The 20,331-nt window shown below is 74.3% G+C and carries 24 protein-coding genes; 16 read left to right on the top strand and 8 right to left on the bottom strand.

Going from position 1 to position 20,331, the window contains the following annotated elements; translation table 11 throughout:
• Window positions 1-21 precede the first annotated feature (21 nt).
• The 6 genes from AB0G28_RS33655 (at window position 22) to ligD (AB0G28_RS33680) (ending at window position 4,401) form a co-directional block, all read left to right on the top strand.
• Window positions 22-1,608 carry a glycoside hydrolase family 13 protein gene (locus AB0G28_RS33655; protein ID WP_361098459.1) on the top strand — a complete coding sequence of 529 codons (1,587 nt, stop codon included), beginning with the start codon at window positions 22-24 and terminating at the stop codon, window positions 1,606-1,608.
• 64 nt (window positions 1,609-1,672) lie between these two features.
• Window positions 1,673-1,861 (top strand): hypothetical protein, encoded by a 189-nt coding sequence (locus AB0G28_RS33660; protein WP_361098462.1) that lies wholly within the window; start codon window positions 1,673-1,675, stop codon window positions 1,859-1,861.
• Window positions 1,861-2,046: a hypothetical protein gene (locus AB0G28_RS33665; RefSeq protein WP_361098465.1), complete on the top strand. Its 186-nt coding sequence runs from the start codon at window positions 1,861-1,863 to the stop codon at window positions 2,044-2,046. Before AB0G28_RS33660 ends, AB0G28_RS33665 begins: the two co-directional genes overlap by 1 nt.
• Window positions 2,047-2,104: 58 nt before the next feature.
• Window positions 2,105-2,659: a hemerythrin domain-containing protein gene (locus tag AB0G28_RS33670; RefSeq protein ID WP_361098468.1), complete on the top strand. Its 555-nt coding sequence runs from the start codon at window positions 2,105-2,107 to the stop codon at window positions 2,657-2,659.
• A gap of 6 nt (window positions 2,660-2,665) precedes the next feature.
• Entirely contained in the window at window positions 2,666-2,803 is a 138-nt protein-coding gene (locus tag AB0G28_RS33675) for a hypothetical protein (protein WP_361098471.1), read from the top strand.
• 17 nt (window positions 2,804-2,820) lie between these two features.
• Window positions 2,821-4,401 (top strand): non-homologous end-joining DNA ligase, encoded by a 1,581-nt coding sequence (gene ligD, locus AB0G28_RS33680; RefSeq protein ID WP_361098474.1) that lies wholly within the window; start codon window positions 2,821-2,823, stop codon window positions 4,399-4,401.
• Between the two features lie 3 nt (window positions 4,402-4,404).
• Here ligD (AB0G28_RS33680) and AB0G28_RS33685 read toward each other — a convergent pair whose 3' ends face one another.
• The gene (locus tag AB0G28_RS33685) at window positions 4,405-5,346 is read right to left on the bottom strand and encodes a PfkB family carbohydrate kinase (RefSeq protein WP_361098478.1); all 942 of its coding nucleotides are present in this window, start codon (window positions 5,344-5,346) and stop codon (window positions 4,405-4,407) included.
• Window positions 5,347-5,452: 106 nt separating this feature from the next.
• Between AB0G28_RS33685 and AB0G28_RS33690 the strand changes: the two genes are divergently transcribed.
• From AB0G28_RS33690 to AB0G28_RS33700, 3 genes are all read left to right on the top strand, one after another.
• The gene (locus tag AB0G28_RS33690) at window positions 5,453-7,072 is read left to right on the top strand and encodes a RecQ family ATP-dependent DNA helicase (protein ID WP_361098481.1); all 1,620 of its coding nucleotides are present in this window, start codon (window positions 5,453-5,455) and stop codon (window positions 7,070-7,072) included.
• A gap of 141 nt (window positions 7,073-7,213) precedes the next feature.
• Entirely contained in the window at window positions 7,214-8,134 is a 921-nt protein-coding gene (locus tag AB0G28_RS33695; protein ID WP_361098484.1) for an ANTAR domain-containing protein, read from the top strand.
• On the top strand, window positions 8,092-8,487 hold the full coding sequence (locus AB0G28_RS33700; protein ID WP_361098487.1) for an STAS domain-containing protein: 396 nt from the start codon (window positions 8,092-8,094) through the stop codon (window positions 8,485-8,487). Before AB0G28_RS33695 ends, AB0G28_RS33700 begins: the two co-directional genes overlap by 43 nt.
• 206 nt (window positions 8,488-8,693) lie before the next feature.
• Here the strand turns inward: AB0G28_RS33700 and AB0G28_RS33705 are convergent, their stop codons facing one another.
• Together AB0G28_RS33705 and AB0G28_RS33710 are read right to left on the bottom strand one after the other, a co-directional pair.
• Window positions 8,694-10,097 (bottom strand): PP2C family protein-serine/threonine phosphatase, encoded by a 1,404-nt coding sequence (locus AB0G28_RS33705; RefSeq protein WP_361098490.1) that lies wholly within the window; start codon window positions 10,095-10,097, stop codon window positions 8,694-8,696.
• Between the two features lie 5 nt (window positions 10,098-10,102).
• A complete protein-coding gene (locus AB0G28_RS33710; RefSeq protein ID WP_361098493.1) occupies window positions 10,103-10,840 on the bottom strand; it encodes a GAF and ANTAR domain-containing protein in 738 nt (245 codons plus the stop codon).
• Window positions 10,841-10,944: 104 nt separating this feature from the next.
• Between AB0G28_RS33710 and AB0G28_RS33715 the strand changes: the two genes are divergently transcribed.
• The 5 genes from AB0G28_RS33715 to AB0G28_RS33735 all read left to right on the top strand — a co-directional run bounded on the left by AB0G28_RS33715 (window position 10,945) and on the right by AB0G28_RS33735 (window position 14,322).
• Window positions 10,945-11,691, top strand: coding sequence for a GAF and ANTAR domain-containing protein (locus AB0G28_RS33715; RefSeq protein ID WP_361098496.1), 747 nt, complete (start codon window positions 10,945-10,947; stop codon window positions 11,689-11,691).
• Window positions 11,692-11,700: 9 nt separating this feature from the next.
• Window positions 11,701-12,621, top strand: coding sequence for a non-homologous end-joining DNA ligase (gene ligD, locus AB0G28_RS33720; RefSeq protein WP_361098499.1), 921 nt, complete (start codon window positions 11,701-11,703; stop codon window positions 12,619-12,621).
• 275 nt (window positions 12,622-12,896) lie between these two features.
• Window positions 12,897-13,316, top strand: a complete 420-nt coding sequence (locus AB0G28_RS33725; protein WP_361098502.1) for a DUF6292 family protein — start codon at window positions 12,897-12,899, stop codon at window positions 13,314-13,316.
• A gap of 47 nt (window positions 13,317-13,363) precedes the next feature.
• Window positions 13,364-13,807 (top strand): hypothetical protein, encoded by a 444-nt coding sequence (locus tag AB0G28_RS33730; protein WP_361098505.1) that lies wholly within the window; start codon window positions 13,364-13,366, stop codon window positions 13,805-13,807.
• 176 nt (window positions 13,808-13,983) lie between these two features.
• Entirely contained in the window at window positions 13,984-14,322 is a 339-nt protein-coding gene (locus AB0G28_RS33735) for a DoxX family protein (RefSeq protein ID WP_361098508.1), read from the top strand.
• Here AB0G28_RS33735 and AB0G28_RS33740 read toward each other — a convergent pair.
• Entirely contained in the window at window positions 14,283-15,146 is an 864-nt protein-coding gene (locus AB0G28_RS33740) for an alpha/beta hydrolase (protein WP_361098511.1), read from the bottom strand. The genes AB0G28_RS33735 and AB0G28_RS33740 overlap by 40 nt on opposite strands.
• A gap of 10 nt (window positions 15,147-15,156) precedes the next feature.
• Window positions 15,157-16,179 carry an alpha/beta hydrolase-fold protein gene (locus AB0G28_RS33745; RefSeq protein ID WP_361098514.1) on the bottom strand — a complete coding sequence of 341 codons (1,023 nt, stop codon included), beginning with the start codon at window positions 16,177-16,179 and terminating at the stop codon, window positions 15,157-15,159.
• Window positions 16,180-16,255: 76 nt separating this feature from the next.
• On the opposite strand from AB0G28_RS33745, the gene AB0G28_RS33750 reads away from it, so the two are divergent.
• Together AB0G28_RS33750 and AB0G28_RS33755 are read left to right on the top strand one after the other, a co-directional pair.
• The gene (locus tag AB0G28_RS33750) at window positions 16,256-17,179 is read left to right on the top strand and encodes a DUF3800 domain-containing protein (RefSeq protein ID WP_361098517.1); all 924 of its coding nucleotides are present in this window, start codon (window positions 16,256-16,258) and stop codon (window positions 17,177-17,179) included.
• Entirely contained in the window at window positions 17,179-18,084 is a 906-nt protein-coding gene (locus AB0G28_RS33755; RefSeq protein WP_361098520.1) for an NAD-dependent protein deacetylase, read from the top strand. Before AB0G28_RS33750 ends, AB0G28_RS33755 begins: the two co-directional genes overlap by 1 nt.
• On the opposite strand, the gene AB0G28_RS33760 is transcribed toward AB0G28_RS33755, so the two are convergent.
• The 3 genes from AB0G28_RS33760 to AB0G28_RS33770 form a co-directional block, all read right to left on the bottom strand.
• Complete coding sequence (locus AB0G28_RS33760; RefSeq protein WP_361098523.1) at window positions 18,056-18,622, bottom strand: TIGR03086 family metal-binding protein; 567 nt, start codon at window positions 18,620-18,622, stop codon at window positions 18,056-18,058. The genes AB0G28_RS33755 and AB0G28_RS33760 overlap by 29 nt on opposite strands.
• 204 nt (window positions 18,623-18,826) lie before the next feature.
• Window positions 18,827-19,282: a group II truncated hemoglobin gene (locus tag AB0G28_RS33765; RefSeq protein ID WP_361098526.1), complete on the bottom strand. Its 456-nt coding sequence runs from the start codon at window positions 19,280-19,282 to the stop codon at window positions 18,827-18,829.
• A 32-nt stretch (window positions 19,283-19,314) separates the two neighbouring features.
• On the bottom strand, window positions 19,315-20,253 hold the full coding sequence (locus AB0G28_RS33770) for an NAD(P)/FAD-dependent oxidoreductase (RefSeq protein ID WP_361098529.1): 939 nt from the start codon (window positions 20,251-20,253) through the stop codon (window positions 19,315-19,317).
• Window positions 20,254-20,331 lie beyond the last annotated feature (78 nt).

Consider the following 20,331-nt stretch of genomic DNA (forward strand, 5'->3'; position numbering starts at 1 on the left):
GAGCGTAGATACTCGGGTGTCATGGATTCCGCGAACTGGTGGCGCGACGCCGTGGTCTACGAGGTTTACGTACGCAGCTTCGCCGACGCGGACGGCGACGGCACCGGAGATCTCGCCGGCCTGCGCTCCCGGCTCGGCTATCTGGCCGAGCTCGGCGTCGACGCCGTGTGGACCACGCCGTGGTACCGCTCGCCGATGGTCGACGGGGGCTACGACGTCGAGGACCACCGGTCCGCCGATCCGCTGTTCGGCACCGACGCCGACGCGCTCGCGCTGATCGCCGAAGCGCACCGGCTCGGGCTGCGGGTGCTGATCGACGTCGTGCCGAACCACACCTCCGACCGGCACCCGTGGTTCCGGGCCGCGCTGGCCGCCGGGCCCGGCTCGCCGGAACGCGCGCGCTACCACTTCCGGCCCGGCCGCGGCCCGGACGGCGAACGGCCGCCGACCGACTGGCGCAGCGTCTTCGGCGGGCCCGCCTGGACCCGGGCGGGCGACGGCGAGTGGTACCTGCACCTGTTCGCCCCGGAACAGCCGGACCTGAACTGGGACCATCCCGGGGTCCGCGCCGAATTCGAGGACCTGCTGCGGTTCTGGTTCGCCCGCGGGGTCGACGGCGTCCGCATCGACGTCGCCCACGGCCTGCTCAAGGACCCGGCGTTCCCCGACCTCGGCGTCGACGACGAGGGGATCGTCCGGCCGCCGGACCGCAGCCGGCACCCGCACTGGGACCGCGACGGCGTGCACGACGTCTACCGCTCGTGGCGGGCCGTCGCCGGCGAGTTCGGCCCGGACCGGGTGTTCGTCGCCGAGGCGTGGGTCGACCGGCCCGATCGCCTCGCGCGGTACGTCCGCCCGGACGAGCTGCACACCGCGTTCAACTTCGACTTCCTGCGCTGTGCCTGGGATGCCGGCGCGCTGCGCGGGGTGATCGACTCGACCCTCGAGGCACTGGAGGCGGTCGGCGCGCCCGCGACGTGGGTGCTGTCCAACCACGACGTCGTCCGGCCCGTGACGCGGTTCGCCGGTGACCTCGCCCTGGGCAGGCGGCGGGCGCGGGCCGCGCTGCTGCTGATGCTCGCCCTGCCCGGTGGCGCCTACCTGTACCAGGGCGAGGAACTGGGCCTGGAGGAGGTGGAAGACCTGCCCGAGGCGGTGCTCGCCGACCCGACGTGGGAACGGTCCGGCCGCACCCGGCGCGGCCGCGACGGCTGCCGGGTACCGCTGCCGTGGTCGGGGACCGAGCCGCCGTTCGGGTTCACCGGCGGCGACGCGCGCACGTGGCTGCCGCAACCGGCCCGGTGGCGGCCGATGACCGCGCAGGCCCAGGCGGCCGATCCGGACTCGATGCTCTGCCTGACCCGGACCGCCCTCGCCACGCGGCGGGAGCACCCGGCGCTGGGGGACGGGACGATGACGTGGACGCCCGCGCCGGACGGCGTCCTGTCCTTCACCCGCGAACCGGGGTTCGGGTGCGTGGTGAACCTGGCGGCCGAGCCGTGCGAGCTGCCGGACGGCGCGCGGGTGCTGCTGGCGAGCGGGCCGCTCGACGGCGGCCGGGTGCCGCCGGACACCGCGGTGTGGCTCGCCGGGAACGAGGTGGTGTGAAACCCGGGGAAGCGGGGTATCCGGTCGCGTTCGTTCCGCCGCCGACCGAGCCGGAGGTCTTCCGATGCCCGCGCGAACCGCACCGCCGCCCGCCACCGACGTCGTCGGCCTGGCGCTGAAAGTCCTTGCGGCCCAAGGCCTGAGCCGCCCGGCCGCGCACGCCGCCCTGGTTTCGATGGCGCAGGAGAGAGGCCTCCCGGTGGCCCGCTGCGCGGCGCTGGTGGTGGCCGCGGTCGACGGAAGGGCGAGCTGATGGCCGTCATCCGGGGGATTCCGCGGGCCACGAACGAGGACACCGCTTCGGTGGGCGGCGGTGTGCTGCTCGCCGTCGGGCTGGTCGTCGCGTTCTTCACCTGGTGGTCGTGGTGGACGGTGGCGGGCCTCGCGCTGGCGGGCGCGGGGGCGCTGTGGCTCACAGTGGCGAACCGGGACGACTAACGCGTCCGCGACGGGGAAAGCCTCCTCCGACGACCACCGATCGAGGAGGAGATTCTCCATGGCGGAGAAGGACGAGGACGTCATCGAGCTGCTGCAGCGGCAGCACCGGGAGATCCGCGAGCTGTTCGCCGCGCTGGACACCGCGGAAGGCGACCGGAGGCAGGAGCTGTTCCACGACCTCGTGCGGCTGCTGGCGGTGCACGAGACCGCGGAGGAAATGGTCGTGCACCCGGAGATCCGCGACCTGGAGCCCGCGGCGGAGCCCGTCGTCGAGGCCCGGCTGGGCGAGGAGCACCGGGCCAAGGAGCTGCTGACCACCCTGCAGAAGATGGGCCCCGACGCCGACGGGTTCGACACCCTGCTCGTGCAGCTGCGGGACGACGTGCTCGCGCACGCCGAGCACGAAGAGCGCGAGGAGTTCCCGCTCCTGCGGGCCCACCGCCCGCCGGAGCGGCTGCGGGCCATGGCCGCGACGGCCAAGGTGGCCGAGGCGGTGGCGCCGACCCGGCCGCACCCCGGCGTGGAGAGCGCGAAGGCGAACCTCCTGCTGGGCCCGCCGGCGGCGATCATGGACCGGGCACGCGACCTCATCCGCGGCGCGCTGGGGAGCTGACCGGCGATGACCGAGCCGGACGACGGCGAGCCCGTCGACCCCGAGGAGTTCGCGGAGGAGGCCGGGCCGGACCCGACCCCGCAGGAAGTGGCCGAATACGAGGAGCTGGTGAAGAAGAACCCGCCCTGGTCGGCGCCGGACTGACTGGGTACTCCCTTCGCATGGCAGAAGGCTCGGCCCGCAAACTGCGGCGCTACCAGGAGATGCGCGACTTCGGCCGCACGGCCGAGCCGGCGGGCGGGACCGCGGCCGGCCCGGACGGCCACCGGTTCGTGGTGCAGCGGCACCGGGCGCGCCGGCTGCACTACGACTTCCGGCTGGAGCTCGGCGGTGTGCTGGTCAGCTGGGCGGTGCCGAAGGGGCCCACGCTGGACCCGAAGGCCCGGCGGCTGGCCGTGCACGTCGAAGATCACCCGATCGAGTACGCCGACTTCGAGGGTGTCATCCCGCGCGGCGAGTACGGCGGCGGGGACGTCATCGTCTGGGACCGCGGCGTCTGGCAGCCGGTCGACGCCGATCCGGCGCGGGCGATCGAGGACGGGACCCTGCACTTCGACCTCGACGGCGAGAAGCTGGCCGGGCGGTTCGTCCTGGTCCGCACCCGCCGCGACGGCGGGGACAAGGAGCAGTGGTTCCTGCTGCACAAGGACGACGAACACGCCCGGGCCGGCTGGGACGCCGAGGAGCACCCGCGCTCGGTGAAGAGCGGCCGCACGAACGACGAGGTCGCGGCCGCGCCGACGGCGCTGTGGCACGGCGACCGGCCGGCCGCCGACGCCGAAGAGACCGTGGGGTTCCCGGCGGCGTCCGAAGACGAGCTGGCCGCGCTGGCCGCGCTCGGCGCCAAGGGGCGGTGGTCGGTCGCGGGCCGGGAGCTGGCCCTGACCAACCTGGACAAGGTGCTCTTCCCGGCGGACGGCGGTGAGCCCGTCACGAAGCGGGACCTGATCCGCTACTACGTCACCGTCGGGCCGGCCATGCTGCCGTACCTGGCCGGCCGTCCCCTCAACACGCACCGGTTCCCCCAGGGCGTCACCGAGCCGGGTTTCTGGCAGAAGGAGGTCCCGCGGCACGCCCCGGACTGGCTGACGACGTGGCGCAACGAGCGTGCCGATCCGGGGGAGACCCAGCGGTACGTCGTGGCCGACAGCGTCGCCACGTTGGCGTGGCTGGCGAACTACGGCGCGCTGGAGCTGCACGCCTGGACCTCCCGCGCCGCCGACGTCGACCACCCGACGTGGGTGCTGTTCGACATCGACCCGGGGCCCGAGACGACGTTCGACGAGGTGCTGCAGCTGGCGCGGCTGCACCGCACCGCCCTGGAACACTTCGGCCTGACCGGGCGGCCCAAGGTGACCGGTCAGCGCGGGATCCAGGTGTGGGTGCCGATCGCGCCGCACTGCACCTTCGAGCAGACCCGCACGTGGGCGGAGACGGTGTCCAAGACGATCGGGCGCGTCCTGCCGGAGCTGGTCAGCTGGGCCTGGACCAAGGACAAACGCCGCGGCCGCGCCCGGCTCGACTACACGCAGAACGTGCTCAACAAGACCCTGGTCGCGCCCTACAGCGTCCGTCCCCGGGCCGGCGCGCCGGTGTCGGTGCCGCTGGAATGGGACGAGCTGGACGACCCGGAACTGGCCCCGGACCGGTGGACGATCCGCGACGTCCCGGACCGGCTGGCGACCCGCGGCGACCCGTTCGCGGCCCTGCTGGGGCTCGAGCAGAAGCTGCCCGGCCTGTAGGCCTCAGGCGTCGACGGTTTCCAGCCGGCGGGGCTGGAGCCGGTCGAGCTCCGCGCGGGACAGGTGCGGGCGGCCACCGGCGTGCTCGGTGACCGACGCGGCGGCCGCCACCGCCAGGCTCGCCGCCGTTTCCAGCGGGCGACGGCGGGTGAGCGCCGCGGTCAGGGTCGCCACCAGCGCGTCCCCCGCGCCGGTCGGGTCGACGACCCGCGTCTCGACGTGCGGCACGAACCACGTGCCTTCCGGCCCGGCGAAGAGATTCCCCTGCCCCGACACTTCCAGCACGGCCAGCGACGGCCCGCGGCGCCGCAGTTCCGCGGCGGCCCGGGCGGCCGACGCGACGTCGTCCACCGGCTGCCCGGTGAGGAGCTCGGTTTCGTGGCCGTCGGCACGCACGACGTCGGCGAGGGCGAGCAGGTCCCCGGCGAGCGCGTCGTCCTGCGGTGCCCCGTCCAGCACCACGCGGGTGCCGGCCGTGTGCGCCAGCCGGGCCGCCAGCAGGGCCGCCGGGGCCGGCTGCTGCAGCTGCACGATCACCGACGCCGCGGCCGAAATCGGGGCGGACGCGGCGAAGACGTCGGTCTCGGTGAGCAGCGTCTCCGCCGGGACGTGCTCGAGGTAGCGGCGACGGCCCTGGTCGTCGACGACGTCGACGAGCAGCGCGGTCTCGGCGCCGGTGCGGCGGACCACGTGCGAGGTGCCGATCCGGTCGCCGCGGGCCTGTGCCAGCAGCGCGTCGCCGGTGCGGTCCCGGCCGACGACGCCGACCAGGGACACCGACACGCCGAGCTGGCCCAGCGCCACGGCCTGGTTGGCGCCCTTCCCGCCGAGCAGCTCCTGCCGGTGCCGGACCGGCGCCGAGGAGTCGGCATCGGGCGCGTCCGGGACCTCGATCACCAGGTCGCGGGCGATCTGCCCGGCGACGACGACTTCGCTGAACACCACCGGCGCCTCCTCGGATCCACCGGCTGGCTACCCCGCACCGGGCGGCGGGTAAACCGCTCGTTCGGGTCGGTGGTTGCCGGGCGCCGTGCGGGGTAGCCCTGCCGCCATGAGCGACGACGGGAAGGTGGCCGAGCTGCGCCGGCTGGCCGCGGAGCGGTTCGGCTGGGCCGAGCTGTCCGCCGAGCAGGCCGAGGCGATGAGCGCGGCGGCCGGCGGGCGGGACGTGCTGGTGGTGCTGCCCACCGGGGCCGGCAAGTCGGCGATCTACCAGGTGCCCGCGCTGGTGCTGCCGGGCCCGGCGGTGATCGTGTCGCCGCTGCTGGCGCTGCAGCGCGACCAGATCGAGGGCCTGGACGCCGCGGCCGTCCCGGACGCCGTGGCGCTCGACTCGAGGCAGTCCGCCGCGGACCGGGAAAGCGTGTGGGAGGCGATCCGGCGGGGCTCGGCGGAGTACATCTTCCTGTCGCCGGAACAGCTCGCGAAGGACGAGGTCGTCACCGGGCTGGCCGAGGCGGGCGTTTCGCTGTTCGCCGTCGACGAGGCGCACTGCGTTTCGGCGTGGGGGCACGACTTCCGGCCCGACTACCTGCGCCTGGCCCCGGTCGCCGAGCGGCTCGGACGGCCGCCGGTGCTGGCCCTGACCGCCACCGCGGCGGCACCGGTCCGCGACGACATCGTCGCCGCGCTGGGCCTGCGGGACCCGGTGCGGGTGATCGCGAGCTTCGACCGGCCGAACCTGCACCTGGCGGTGGCCAGGTTCACCGGCGACGGCGAGAAGCGCGCGGCCGTCGTGGACCGGGTCATCGCCCTGTCCGGCAGCGGGCTGGTCTACACCGCGAGCCGCCGCGAGGCCGAGGACTACGCCGCGGAGCTGGCGGCCCGCGGTGTCCGCGCCTTCGCCTACCACGGCGGGATGAAGGCAGCCGAGCGTGATCGCGTGCACCGGCTGTTCGCCGCGGGCGAGACCGACGTCGTCGTGGCGACGTCCGCGTTCGGCATGGGCATCGACAAACCGGACGTGCGGTTCGTGGTGCACGCGTCGGTCCCGGACTCCGTCGACACCTACTACCAGCAGATCGGCCGCGCGGGCCGGGACGGCGAGCCCGCCGAGGTGTTGCTCTGCTACCGGCCGGAAGACCTGGCGCGGCAACGGTTCCTGACCCGGTCGGCGCCGCCGGAGGCGGAGCTGCACGCGGTCGTCGAGGCACTGCGGGGCGGCCCGCTGAACCGGCGGCAGCTCGCCGAGGCGGTGCCCGGCCCGCCCGCGCGGCGGACCCGCGCCCTCGGCCTGCTCGAGCGGTGCGGCGACGTGCTGACCGGACCGGACGGCCGGTTCGCGCTGACCGGCGCCGACCCCGGCGCCGTCGTCGGGCGGGCACTCGAGGCGGCGGACCGCGCGGCCGAGCTGGTCCGCTCGCGGGTGGAGATGATCCGCGCCTACGCGGAGACCACGGACTGCCGCCGCCGGTACCTGCTTGGCTACTTCGGCGAGGAGCTCGGTGCGCCGTGCGGGCACTGCGACACCTGCGAAGCCGGCACGGCGGCCGCGGAACCGCCGCACGCGGGGGAATTCCGCGCGGAGAGCGTGGTCCGGCACGCCGAGTGGGGCCGCGGCGTGGTCATGACCGTCGAGGAGGACAAGCTCACCGTGCTCTTCGACGACGTCGGCTACCGCACGCTGTCGCTGCCGGTGGTGCGCGAACAGGACCTGCTCGAGCGCTGCTGACCCCGGTCGGGTCAGCGCGTTGCGCCGGACGGGCGTGCCGTTACTGCTTCCGCGTGGCAGGTCCCACAAAGCGGCCCGTTGACGCGGGCGAGAGACCGGGACTTGCGGTAAATCAAGAGGACCCAGACCGGTGGAGGAACGGTGACCGAGACACTGATGAACGCGGCGGACCGCTGGAGACCGCTGACGGAGTTGCTGCAGGCCCTGCTCGAGCGGATCACCGGCGAGCTGCCCGGGTGCCTCGGCGCGGGCCTGACGGTCAGCCACGGCGGCCGGCCGCTGCACGTGCTGGCGACCGCGGGGATCGCCGAACAGCTGGTGCCCGTCCAGCTGGCGCGCGGCGGCCCGGTCGTCGTCGCCGACGAGAGCGGCGAGCCGGTCACCACGGACGACCTCTTCGGCGACGGGCGCTGGCCCGGCCTGACCCGCGACGCCGTGATCGCCGCCGCTCCGGAGCGGGCCGACCTCGTCGCGGCCGTCCGAGGCGCGGTCGCCCTGCCCGGGTTCTGGGACGACAGCGGGGCTTTCGTGCTTTCGGTCCCGCTCGACCGGCCGCCCGGCGCCGAAACCCTGGCGGTCCTGCGGCGCTACGCGAAGCTGACCGAGATGACCCTGGTGGTCGCCGCGGCCGCGACCGCGGGCGACCCCGACCAGATGCTGGAGCTGCTGGCGTCCCGGGCCGCGATCGAGCAGGCGAAGGGGGCGATCATGGCGGTCCGGCGGTGCCCGCCGGAGGAGGCCTGGCAGACGTTGCGGCGGGCCAGCCAGGAGTTCAACGTCAAGGTCCGCGAGCTGGCGGTCGCCCTGGTCGAGTACCTCGGCGGCGGCGCGGCGGACCGGCCGGAGGGCACCCGCGAGATCCGCCCGGCGCCCCCGCCCACCACGCGGCGGAACGGCTCTGGTCGGCGTTCACGACGAGCTAGGCGTTTCCCGATCGGGTGGTTGGGTACCTCACCACCCGTCCTTGATCACCTCACTGTGTCGCCGGCCCGGCCCGGCGCGGAAGGCCTGCCGAACCCGTGTCCCCCACCTCCCCGGTCCCCGGCCGGTCCGCGCCGCTGACGGCGCGCCGGACGGCGTACCGCCCCGGTCTCCTGGTCCTGACGTTCGCCGGCGAGATCGACGCGCTGACCCTCCCGATCCTCGAGCGCGAGCTGCGCGCGGCACCACCGGGCACGACGATCGTGGACCTCACGCAGGTGGCGTTCGTCGGCCTGGCCGGAGCCCGAGCCCTGGCGGCGGCGGCCGAGCGGGCGGGCACCGAGGGACGGCGGTTCGGGGTCGTCGCGAACAGCCGCACCCTCGCCCGCCTGTTCCGGATCACCGGCCTGGCGGCGGTGGTGCCGATGTTCGCGTCACTGTCGGACGCGCTGCGGGAGCTGCTGTCGGCCGGGGTGCAGGACGCCGCCTGCTGACCCGGGTACCCGGCGGCGGACCGGCTCGCCCGAAACTGTCGGACCCCTGCGGTAACGTGAAATCCGGGGGTCCCCCTGGCCGGTGACCCCTCGTCGGCGCCGCCCGGGGTTCCGGCAAAGTCGATTTCAGAGGCCTCCACGTCGTGAACGGCACGCTGAGGCATGTCCTGCGCCCCCAGACCTCCCGCCGCCAAGGGGACCGCACCTCAGGAAAGCCACCTGGCGACCAGCACGGCCGCATCCTGCCGCGGCTCCCCGCCGCTGTGGGCCAGAACCGCGCGGGTCAGCCGCCGGGCGATCTCCGGGGGCAGCTCGCCGGCGTCGTCACCCAGGTGCCGGGCGATCCGGTCCCCGCCGAACGGCTCGTCCGCCCGGTCCCGGGTTTCGGCGGCGCCGCGGGAGTGCAGGGCGAGCAGATCACCCGGTTCGAGCCGGACCTCGGCGGTCGGCGGCGGCTCGCCCGCGGCGAACCGCGGGCGAGCCGGAGCGGTCGCCGGGAGGACCTCGCCGCCGCGGACCAGCAGCGGGCCGGGGCTTCCGGCGTTCAGCCAGCGCAGCGTGCCGGAGTCCAGGTCCAGCTCGGCGACCACGCCGGTGACGGCGGGGATGCCGGGCACGGCCGCCAGCTCGGCGCCGACCGCCGCGAACTGGTCCCCGAGCGGGGCGCCGTCGTGCCGCGCCGCGCGGTAGGCGGACAGGGCGTTGACGACGGCGATGTTCGCACTGCCGGAACGCGGCCCGGCCTCGAACAGCGCCAGCTGCGCCCGCTGTTCCGAAAGCGCGTAGTCGAACACGGTGCCGCACAGCTCGTACGCCGGCTGGATGCTCGCGCCGACGACGATGCTCTCGGTGGCGCCGGTCAGCGGCGGCAGGCTCTGCCACAGCAGCTCGGCGGGGGAACCGCGGTGCCTTCGCCGCCGTCGGCTGTCCAGGCCGTCGCCGTACTGGGTCGTGATGGTGACCAGGTGCCCGAGCAGCGCGGCCAGCCAGCGGCACTGCTCCCGCAGCACCGGGTCCTCCGGGTCGGCGTCGTCGCCCGGGACGATCTCCAGCACCCCGAGCCGCTCCACGCCGTCGAGCAGCACCGTCCACAAGGTGCCGTCCCGCGCGACCGTGGTCCCGGCGTGGCGGAACACGTCCCCGCCCACGGTCGTCTCGATGTCGAGCTCCGCCGCGCCCGGCCGCAGCGGCACGAGCGTGCGCTGGTCGTAGTCGGCGAGGTAGACGCCGATGGTCAGGTCGAGCGCGCGCCCCGCCTCGGCGACGATGGCGGGGAGCCGCTCCGGCGGGGCGCGGTGGGCGCCTTCGAGCAGGTCGACGAGCGCTTTCAGCGGGCCGTGCAACGGTTTCGCGTCGCGGACGGAGTGGCTGTAGGGAGCGCGGGCCGGCCCGGCCACCTCGTCGAGCCGCTCGTTGACGGCGTGGGCGAGCATGTCGCGGTCGACGCGGGGCAGCGCGGTCAGCCCGTTGAGGTAGGCGTCGAGCTCCAGCAGGCCCAGGCTGCCGCCGAGCGCGAAGTACCGCATCCACAGCTGCTCCAGCGTCAGGTCGCTGCGGGCGAAGCAGGCGGCGATCAGCCGCCGCTGTTCCTCCTCGGGCAGGAAGCGCATCCGGCTCACCGGTCCGACGACGCCGGGGCGAGCAGGTCGGCGGCGGCCTCGGCGGTGCCGCGGCCGCCGGCGCGCGCCAGGGACAGCAGGCGGTCGAAGGCGGTCTCCTCGTCGACGCCGTCCCGGCCCATGAGGAAACCCTTGGCCAGCGCGATCAGGTCACGCTCGCGGAGGGTCTGCTTGAACTGCTCGCTGAACCGGCTCGCCCGCTCGTAGGCGCGGGTGTTGGCGACCAGGACCGCCGCGCGCCCGGCGAACGTCGCCAGCGTCCGCTCGTCGGTGGGCCCGAACGCGCCGGGCGCCGTCGCGTAGACCTTGATGGCGCCGTGGCAGCCGTCCTCGGTGGTCATCGGCGCGGTGAGCACCGACCGCAGCCCCGAGCCGGCGACCGCCGCGCACCACCGGGTCCAGCGCCGTTCGGCCGTGACGTCGTCGATCCGCTGCGGCGAGCACTCGGCCAGCGCGGCCATGCAGGGACCTTCGCCCAGTTCGTACTGCAGCGTGTCGGCCTCGCGCACGAGGGGGCTCGACGCACTCGTCGTGGCGAAGCCGCCGTCGGCGTCGATGAGGGTCACCCCCGCTCCCGCCGCGGCGGTGATGGTCGCGCCGGCCAGCGACACGATCAATTCCAGGACCGAATCCACGCTTTCGCGCGACAGCAGCAGCCCGGACATCCGCGCGGCGACCGCGGCCAGCTCGCCGTCCAGCGGCAGTCCGCCCGGCGCGCCCTGTTCCGACGACATGGCCGGGGATTACCAACCGGCCGCCCCCGGCAAACCTGCCCGTACATGGCCGGGTGGGAATTGGGTACCCGGCAGCTCTGCGTGCCCGAGCGGGAGGAGGAGACATGGACCGGCGGGAACCCACCGCGACGGCTTCGCCGCTGTTCGACGACGTCACCGGGGCACTGGAGGCCTTGACCGCCGTCCTCCGGGAGGAGGACGACTTCCGGATCCTGCTGCGGCACGTGTGCCTGCAGGTCCGGCAGGCCGTTCCCGGGGTCGCCGAGGCGTCCGTGACCCTGGTGACCGGGGAGGTGCCGCACACGGCGTCCGCGACGAGCGGGGCCGTGGGCGACCTCGACGGCGAGCAGTACCGGCTCGGCGACGGCCCCTGCCTCGAGGCGATCCGCAGCGGCAAGATCGTCCGCACGTCGATCGCCGACGCGGCCGAGAACTGGCCGGAGTTCGCCCGCGGCGCGGAGGAGGCCGGGTTCGGGAGCTTCCTCGCCGCGCCGCTCGTGGCCGACCCGCGGTTCTCCGGCGCGGTCAACTGCTACGGCCGGCAGGACGACGGCTTCGAGGAGATCGAGGGCCGGCTGCTCGAGCTCTACACCGCCGCGGTCGAGGCCGTCCTCCGCGTGTACCACCGGTACCTGCGGGCGCGGGAGACCGCCGACCACCTCCGGACGGCGCTGACCTCGCGCGCGGTCATCGACCAGGCCAAGGGCATGCTGATGGCGATCCGCCAGATCGACGCCGACGACGCGTTCGCCCTGCTGGTCGAGCAGTCGCAGCGCGAGAACACGAAGCTGCGCGAAGTCGCGGAGCGGTTCGTCGAACGGGTGGTCTCCGGCCACGTCGCGCCGCGGTAACGTGGCCCCGTGGCGGGGAGCCGGATCACGGTGCGGGTCGGTGCGCGGCAGCTGACCCTGTCGAACCTCGAAAAGGTGCTCTACCCGCGGCACGGGTTCACCAAGGGCGAGGTGCTCGACTACTACACGCGGATCGCGCCGGTGCTGCTCCCGCACATCCGCGACCGGGCGATGACGTTCGTGCGGTTCCCCGACGGCGTCGCCGGTGGCTCGTTCTTCGAAAAGGACGTCTCCCGGCACGCCCCGGACTGGGTCCGCACCGCGCACCTGGCCGTCGGCGGCCGCGGCAAGGACACCGAGATCGTCGCGTACCCGTTGATCAACGACCTGCCCGAGCTCGTGTGGGCGGCCAACCTCGCCGCGCTCGAACTGCACGTCCACCAGTGGACGGTCGGCCCCGGCGACGAGCGGAGCACCCCGGACCGGCTGGTGTTCGACCTCGACCCGGGCCCGGGCGCGACGGTGGTCGACTGCTGCCGGGTCGCCGAACGGCTCTACGACGTCCTCGTCGCGGACGGGCTCACCCCGGTGGCGAAGACGAGCGGCTCGAAGGGCATGCAGCTGTACGCGGGCGTGGTGACGGCCGACGGCGGTGAGCCGTCGCGGTACGCGAAGGCGCTGGCCGAGCGGCTCGCCGCGGAAACGCCGGACCTCGTCGTGGCGCGGATGACGAAGAACCTGCGCCCGGGCAAGGTCTTCATCGACTGGAGCCAGAACAACCCGGTCAAGACCACCGTGGCGCCGTACTCGCTTCGCGGGCGCGACGAGCCGACGGTGTCGACCCCGGTCACGTGGGACGAGGTGCGCGCCTGCCGGCACGTCACGCACCTCCGGTTCACCGCCGAAGACGTACTGGCGCGCGTCGAGCGGCTCGGAGATCTCTTCGCCGGGCTGGAGGCGTCCCGCGTCGCGATTCCGGCAATCGGCTGAACTTTCCGGCGCGCCGTTTTCGCGGTGTACCCGGCCGGGTTTCGCGGAAATTGCGGAAAAACGGTGTCACCTGGGGATTTGATCGTCCACAGTGGAGCATGCACGTGCAGATGCCCATGTGTCGCCGCACGATCCCCGCTCGACGGAAATCCCGTGGTGGGCCGGCGTCGGTGATCTCGGTACGGTCTACGCACGAATCACGGCGGCCGCCGTGCGGTGGAAGACAATGCTATCGCGGCCGTCACCGTATTGTCGAACTTGGCGAAAGGAAACGGGTGTCCGGCCTGATCGACACCGATCACGAGTTCTGGTTCCAGCGCGGCCTGCGCGCGTACCTGGGCGAGGTGGCCAGGGCACTCGGCCTCGGCCTCGAGTCCTGCACCGTGGACGTGGACGTCCCGGTGTCGGCGTACCTGGCGGTCGACTGGCGGCTGCGCCGGTTCCCCGACCGCGACGTGGCGCTGCTGTGGGACGAGGTGCACGGCTGGGCGGTCGCGGTCGAGGCGGCCTGCGGCGAGGAGATGATCGTGCTGGCCTACCTCGGCGGGGCGGACATCCTGCCGGAGCCGCACGTGATCGTGCGGTTCCTGGGCACGCTGCGGGCCGGTACCCGGGTGCCGGACGGGCCGGGTTCGCCCGTGCTGCGCCGCGCCGGCCGCCACCAGGAGCTCCTGCCGCTGCTGCCGGCCCGCTGACCGGGCCGTTCGCCGGAACTGCCGGTGGGGTGTGCTGGGGTCGGGCCATGACTTCTTCGGTCCTGAACGCCCCACCGGCCCGCATCCGCCGTGCGGACGTCGTGGTCATGGAGCAGAGCACTGCGGACGCACTGCCGGCGATCCAGGCACGCTGGCCGGCGTTCGAACGGCGGGTGGGCTTGCGCGGGCGCAAGATGTTCGCCCGCGTCGACGAGCGAGCGGGCACCTACACGGTTTGCACGCCGGTCAAGCCCGGCGACCGGCCCGGCGAACTCGGCCTGCGGACCGGCGTGCTGCGGGGTGGCTGGTACCTGCGGGGGAACCTGGTCGGCGACCCGCCGGAGATCTTCGAGCGCAGCGGCGCCGGGATGGCCGAACTGCGGGCTGTCGCCCCGATCGACGGGACCCGGCCGCTCGTCGAGTACTACCGCAGGCACGACCACGTCGAGCTGTGGATGCCCGTGTGCCCGGCCGGCGAGGAGTCCGGATGACTTCCCCGCGTGGCCGGCCTCGCCTTGCCGGTAGTCGGCGCGTGCCGGACGGATGCCGTCGCCCGGCCCGTGACCGGCGTCACTCCGCGGGCTGTCACATCGGCCGGGACCGCGGAGTCGTGCAGGTGACGGACCCCCGAGCCCCGGGCGTCCGCGAACCCTGCGAGGAGTCCCCGATGTCCACCGCCTACTTGATCGTCACCATCGCCGCCGCGGCCTTCGTCGGGTTTTCGGCCGTTTCGGTGTTCGCCCGCGCCAAGTGGGTCGTCGAGCCCATCACCGAGTACGGCGTGCCGCGGTCGTGGTGGCCGTGGCTCGGCACGGCCAAGGCCGCCGGTGCCGCCGGCCTCGTCGCCGGGTTGTTCGTGCCGCCGCTCGGGGTCGCCGCGGCGATCGGGCTGGTGCTGTACTTCACCGGCGCCGTCGTCACCGTGGCCCGGGCGCGGTCGTACGGGCACCTCGTGTTCCCGGTGCTCTACCTGGCACCGGTGGTCGCTTCGCTCGCCTTGCTGTGACCGGCGAGCCAGGTGAGGGCGTCGGCGGCGTGGCTCAGCACGGACAGGTGCCCGTCGCCGGGCGTGGCCCGGTACTCGGCGTCCGGGCACCGCCGGGCGAGCCACGCGCTGTGCGTGGCCGGGATCATCCGGTCCTGCTCGCCGTGCACCAGCAGGACGGGCGCGCTGATCCGCCCGGGATCGGCGCCCCACGGCGTGACGGCGGCGAGGTCGTCGTCGATCAGGCCGCCGATCCCGTCCGCGAGCGCCGCACGGACGACTTCGTCCAGCCACGACCACGACCCCTTCAGCGCGGCGAAGTCGGCGGCGGTGAAGACGTCGGGATCGAACTCGGCGGAGGCTTCGTACTTCTCTTTCGCCGCACGGCCTTCGGTGGCCGCGCGCAGCGAAGCGGCGCTCGCGGCGGCCATCCCGGCGAACCAGTCGAGCCCCTCGGCGCCGAACGGCGCGACCGCGGCGAGGCAGGCGACGGCGACGACCCGCTCCGGGAGCAGGGCGGCGCAGGCGAGGGCGTGCGAAGTGCCGCCGGAGTGCCCCATGAGGGCGAACTCGCCGATGCCGAGCGCGTCGGCGACCGCCCGCACGCACTCGGCGGCGTTCGCGACGGTCCGCCCCGGCACCGGCGTGGAGGTCCGGTAGCCCGGCCGGTCGAAGGACACCCAGCGCACGCCGAGCTCCCGCGCGAGCGGCAGCAACGGCCCGGGCGGCTCGCCGGTGTTCGGCGAGCCGTGGTGCCAGAAGACGGTCAGCCGGGCGGGGCCGCCGGTGTCGTAGACGTGCAGGTTGCGTCCGCCGGGCAGGGCCAGATCCGTCTCGGTAACCACCCGGCCGAGCCTAGCGGGCCAGCCGCTCCGCCAGCCAGGCCAGCGAAAGCGGGTAGCGGTAGTCGATCCCGCCGTGGCCGGCGTCGAACAGCTCGAAGTGGATCCGCTCCTCCGGCAGGCCCGCCCGCACCGCTTCCGCCCGGAAGGCCTCGGCGCCGAGGTCGAGGAACCACTCGTCGCTCGTGCCCGCGTCGATCCACGCCGCGCGCAGCGACCGGACGGCCTCGGCGTGGCCCGCGACCATCCGGACCGGGTCCCAGTCCAGCCAGCGCTGCCACTGCTCGGGCCGCAACGCCCCGGTCAGCGGGTCGAACGGCAGCTCCGGCGTCCCGTCCTCCCGGGCCGAAAAGCACGCCGAGACCCCGAGCAGCATCAGCAGGGTCGAGTCCTCGGGCCGGGTGAACGCCGGACGGCTCCGGAAGTCCGCCCACCACGCCTGGATGTCCTGGTCGTGGTCGCGCAGCGCGCGGGCGGCCTTGCCGAAGTCCGGGACGTAGCACAGCTCGTACAACGCGTCTCCCGCGTGCGTTGCCAGCGCGCCGAACAGGTCCGGCCGCAGCATCGGCGTGATCATCGCGCCGAACCCGCCCGAGGACTTCCCGGCGATCGCGCGGGATTCGCGGTCCGGCAGCGTCCGGTAGTGCTCGTCCACCCAGGGCACGATCTCGTCGCACAGGTAGGAGTGGTAGCGGCCGGTGCCCGGCGAATCGACGAACTGCGAGCCGCCGTACGCGGTCCACGCGTCGACGTAGACCACGACGCACCCCGGTGCGCCGTCGGCGAAGACGGCGTCGGCCGTCTCCACGAACGGCTGCCGGAACGGCATGCGGTTGGCCCACATCGTCAGGTGCCCGGTGTAGCCCTGGATGACGTAGACCGCCGGGTACCGCTCGTCGCCGTCGTCGTAGCCGGGTGGGACGTACACCCACAGCGGCCGCTCGTGCGGGTCGCCGAGCGGATTGCCGCGCAGCAGCGCGGAGTTCACGGTGTGCCGGTCGAGCCGGCCGGCGAGTTCGCCGTCCCAGGGCAGCATGCGGCCAGTCAACCACGCCCCGCCGCGGCCGGTAATCCGTTCGCCGCCGCCGGTCCGGTCTGGCACGATCGAGGACGTGCGCCCGGTCGAGATCGCCTGCGACGAGTCGGGCTCGGAGGGCGAGAACCTGCTCGGCGGCGAAACGGACGTCTTCGCCCACGCCGGCGTGCGGATGCCGCTGCCCGCGGCGGAGGCCTGCGTGCGAGAGATCCGCGAGCGCATCGGCTCGCCCGCGGAGGAGTACAAGGCGAACCACCTGCTGCGCGCCAAGCATCGAGCGGTGCTCGAATGGCTGCTCGAGCCCGGCGGCCCGCTCGCCGGCCGCGGCCACGTGCACCTGACCGACAAGACGTTCTTCGCCGTGCGGGCCGCGGTCACGTTGCTGGACGAAGAGGGCACGGAGGCGTCGGCCCGCATCCTCCACCGCGCGGGCCCGGCCGCGTTCGGCGCCGCCCGCTGGGAGTTCTTCCTGACGGCGTTCACCAGCGTGCTGCGGCTGAAGCCCCGGCGCGGCGTGACGACGTCGCCGGGGGAGTTCTTCGCGCTGGCAGGGGAACTCGCCCGGGTCCCCGGCGAAGCCGGCGAGATCGTCGGCCGGTTCCGCGGTGCCGAAGAGCGCGTGGCCGCCTACCGGGCCCGGCTGGCGAGCGACCCGGGCCTGGTGCCCGTGCTGGACCCGCTGGTGCCGGCGGTGGTCCACACGGTCCGCCACTGGAGCGCGGACGGCACCCCGGTAGCCCTGGTGCACGACGAGCAGCTGGCCCTCACCGCCGAGCGCGTGCTCCAGCTCAAGGCAACGCTGGGCCACCGCCTGGCGGGCGTGCGGTTCGTCGACTCGAGGTCCGACGCCCGCGTGCAGATCGCCGACTTCCTCGCCGGCGTGGCCCGCCGCATCGCCTCCGACCGGCTGAACACCCGCGGCGACGCCCGGTTGACCGCCCTGCTCGAGTCGTTCGTGGACGCGGAGTCGGTCTGGGACGGCCCCCGTACCCTGGGGTAGTGCGCACCCGGCCCACCCTCACCTGGACGTCGGCGGACGCGCCGCTGCCGCGGACGTCCAGCCTCGACGAGCTGACCGGCGTCGTCGCGCGCGGCCGGGTCGCCGTGCTCAGCGGCGCGGGGCTGTCCACCGAGTCCGGGATCCCCGACTACCGCGGCGAAACCGGCAGCCTGCGCCGGCACACGCCGATGACCTACGACGAGTTCGTCACCAGCGCCGCGGGACGGCAGCGGTACTGGGCGCGCAGCCACCTCGGCTGGCGCACCATCGCCCGCGCCGACCCCAACGACGGCCACCGCGCGGTGACCGCCCTGCGCGACGGGGGTTACGTCGGCGGCGTCATCACGCAGAACGTCGACGGCCTGCACCGGGCGGCGGGCACCGCGGACGCCGTCGAGCTGCACGGCAGCCTCGACCGCGTGATCTGCCTGGACTGCCGCCGCACCAGCCCGCGCGCGGACCTGGAACGGCGGCTGCGGGCGGCGAACCCGGGCTTCGAGGGCACGGCGAGCCGGATCAACCCGGACGGCGATGTCGAGCTGCCCGAGGACGTCGTCCGCGGGTTCCGGCCGGTGCCGTGCGAGGCGTGCGAAGGCGTGCTGAAGCCGGACGTCGTCTTCTTCGGCGAGAACGTGCCGCGGCCCCGCGTCGAGCAGTGCTACCGGCTGGTCGACGACGCGGCGGCGCTGCTGGTGCTGGGCTCGTCCCTGACGGTGATGTCCGGCCTGCGGTTCGTCCGCCACGCGGCGAACGCGGGCAAGCCGGTGGCGATCCTCAACCACGGCGAGACCCGCGGCGACCGTTACGCGTCGCTCCGGGTCGACCTGCCGCTGGGGCGGGCGCTGACCGAGCTGGCCGCGCGGCTGGGGTGCGAGCTCAGCGAGGATCGCGGCCGAACCGCGTGAGCACCCGGTCCTGCCGGGACGCGCCGGGCGCCGCGGGCGGCGGGTCGGCGAAGAACGTCGGGCCCAATGACAGCCCGGCGAATATCTCGTCGTAACTCTCGTCGATCCACACGACCAGGCCCGGATCGAGGGTCTCGTCGGCTCCGAGCGCGCGGGCGAGGTCCCAGGTGTGGATGGTGCTGTCGGTCGTGCGGACGGCCAGGGCGCGACGGCCGGTGAGCTTGCCGAGCGGGTAGTCCACCACCTGGTCCATGGCGCCTTCCTCGGCGAAGGCGTCCGTGAGGGCCCGGACCGACGCGGTGAACGCGGCGACGGGGTCGTCTCCGAGGGCGTCGGCGTCCCGCTGGGCCAGGAAGTCCGCCCGGGTGGCGCCGTGGAGGAGCCCGACGTAGTTGAGATTGCCGCGGGTCATGTGGTTGGCCAGGGCCCGGACGTCCCATTCGGTGCACGGCGTCGGCGCGCCCCAGCCGTCCGGCGCGACCGCGCGGAGGTGGTGTTCGAAACCCTTGCTGGCCAGGAGGAACCGGTCGAGGAGCATGACGGCCAGTCTGGCCCCGGCCCGCCCGGCGACGCTCGCGGGAATCGGACAGCGTGACAACCGGGGGCTCCGGCACCCGGACCCCCGAAAGAATGTCGTGGACGAGCCGGCCCGGGCGGGTGGGGGGAACCCGTCCGGGCCGGCTCTGGCGACGGACCTCCACAGCCGGTCGTCGCCAGCAAGACGCGGTGGCCGCCCCGAGTGTTACAGCGGCTGCAGCCCGGTCCACGACCAGCGGGGCACGGCCAGCCCGGCGGGGACTCCGTCGGCCGGGCCCGGGTAGGTGAGCACCTCGGCCACCGCCCACTCCATGTAGGCCCGCAGCGCGGCGCGGAACTCCGGGTCGGCGGGCAGGCCGGCGTCGTCCGCGGCCTGGACGAAGCAGGCCACGAACCGGCGGCCGAGGTCGCTCATGTCGCCGTTGCCGGCGTGCATCCGGAGCACCGCCGAGTGGTCGCCGCACTCCTGGGAGAACCGTGGCGGGCCGCCCATGACCTCGGCCCAGTACCGGGCGAGCCGGTCGACGTGCTGCGGGTGCTGTCCCGGGTGCGAGAACGGGTGGTTCAGCTCCGGATCGGCCAGGCAGCGCTCGTGGTGGGCGGCGGCCAGCGCGCGGAACGCGGGGTCGCCGCCGGCGAATTCGTACAGCGTCGGGCGCATCCGCCGAGCCTGGCACGCCGCGTCCCCGGACGCTAGCGCGCCCCGGCGGCCGCGCGTTCCGCCGCGGGGGAGAAGCCCGCGAAGCCGTCGACCGCCCGCCGGACGTCTTCGGTGACGAGGTCGTGGTTCAGCGCGCCGGCGGCGGCCGCGCCCTGGGCCGCGGCGATGATCACCGTCGCCCGCGCGTCCACGACGTTCCCGGCCGCCCACACGCCCGGCACACCGGTCTTCCCGGACGGGTCGACGTCGCCTTCGACGTAGCCGAGCCCACGCAGCAGTTCGTCGTGCGGCACGGTCCGGGTGCGGAGGAACAGTGCCGTCCGCGGCACGAACCGGGCGCCGAGTTCGACACCGGTGAGGCGGCCGCCTTCCCGCCGCACGGCGGTCACGGTGCCGTCGACGACGCGGATTCCGCGCGCGTCGAGCCGTTCACGGTCCTCTTCGGACACCGGCTCGGTGTGCGCGAAGTAGACGACGTCCGGCGACCACTGGCGGACCAGCAGCGCGTGCTCGACACTCGCGGGTTCGGTGCCGAGCACGCCGAGCGGCTGGTCCCGCAGTTCGTAGCCGTGGCAGTAGGGGCAGGTCATCGCGTCGGTGCCCCAACTTTCCCGCAGGCCCGGGAGGTCCGGCAGGTCGTCGTGGACGCCGGTGGCGACCAGGACGCGCCGGGCGGTCAGCTCGCGGCCGCTCGCCAGCCGGGCGGAGAACCCCGGTTCGAGCGCGGTCACGTGGTCTTCGACGAGCTCCACGCCGTAGCCGCGCAGTTCCTCGCGGCCGATGTCCAGGAGCTCGGACGGCGGCAGGCCGTCGCGGGAGAGGAAGCCGTGCATGTGCGCGGCGGGGGCGTTGCGCGGCGCGCGGGCGTCGACGACCAGGACGCGTCGCCGAGCCCGGCCCAGCATCAGCGCGGCGCTGAGCCCGGCCGCGCCACCACCCACCACCAGGACGTCATAGTTGTTTTCGGTCATGCCGCCACGATGGACGCGGCTTCGCGATTCCGACAACAAATGTTGCCGTTTCCGGGACAGCCGGGTTTCCTGGAGGGC

The organism is Amycolatopsis sp. NPDC021455 (assembly GCF_040640995.1).
Classification (GTDB): Bacteria; Actinomycetota; Actinomycetes; order Mycobacteriales; family Pseudonocardiaceae; genus Amycolatopsis.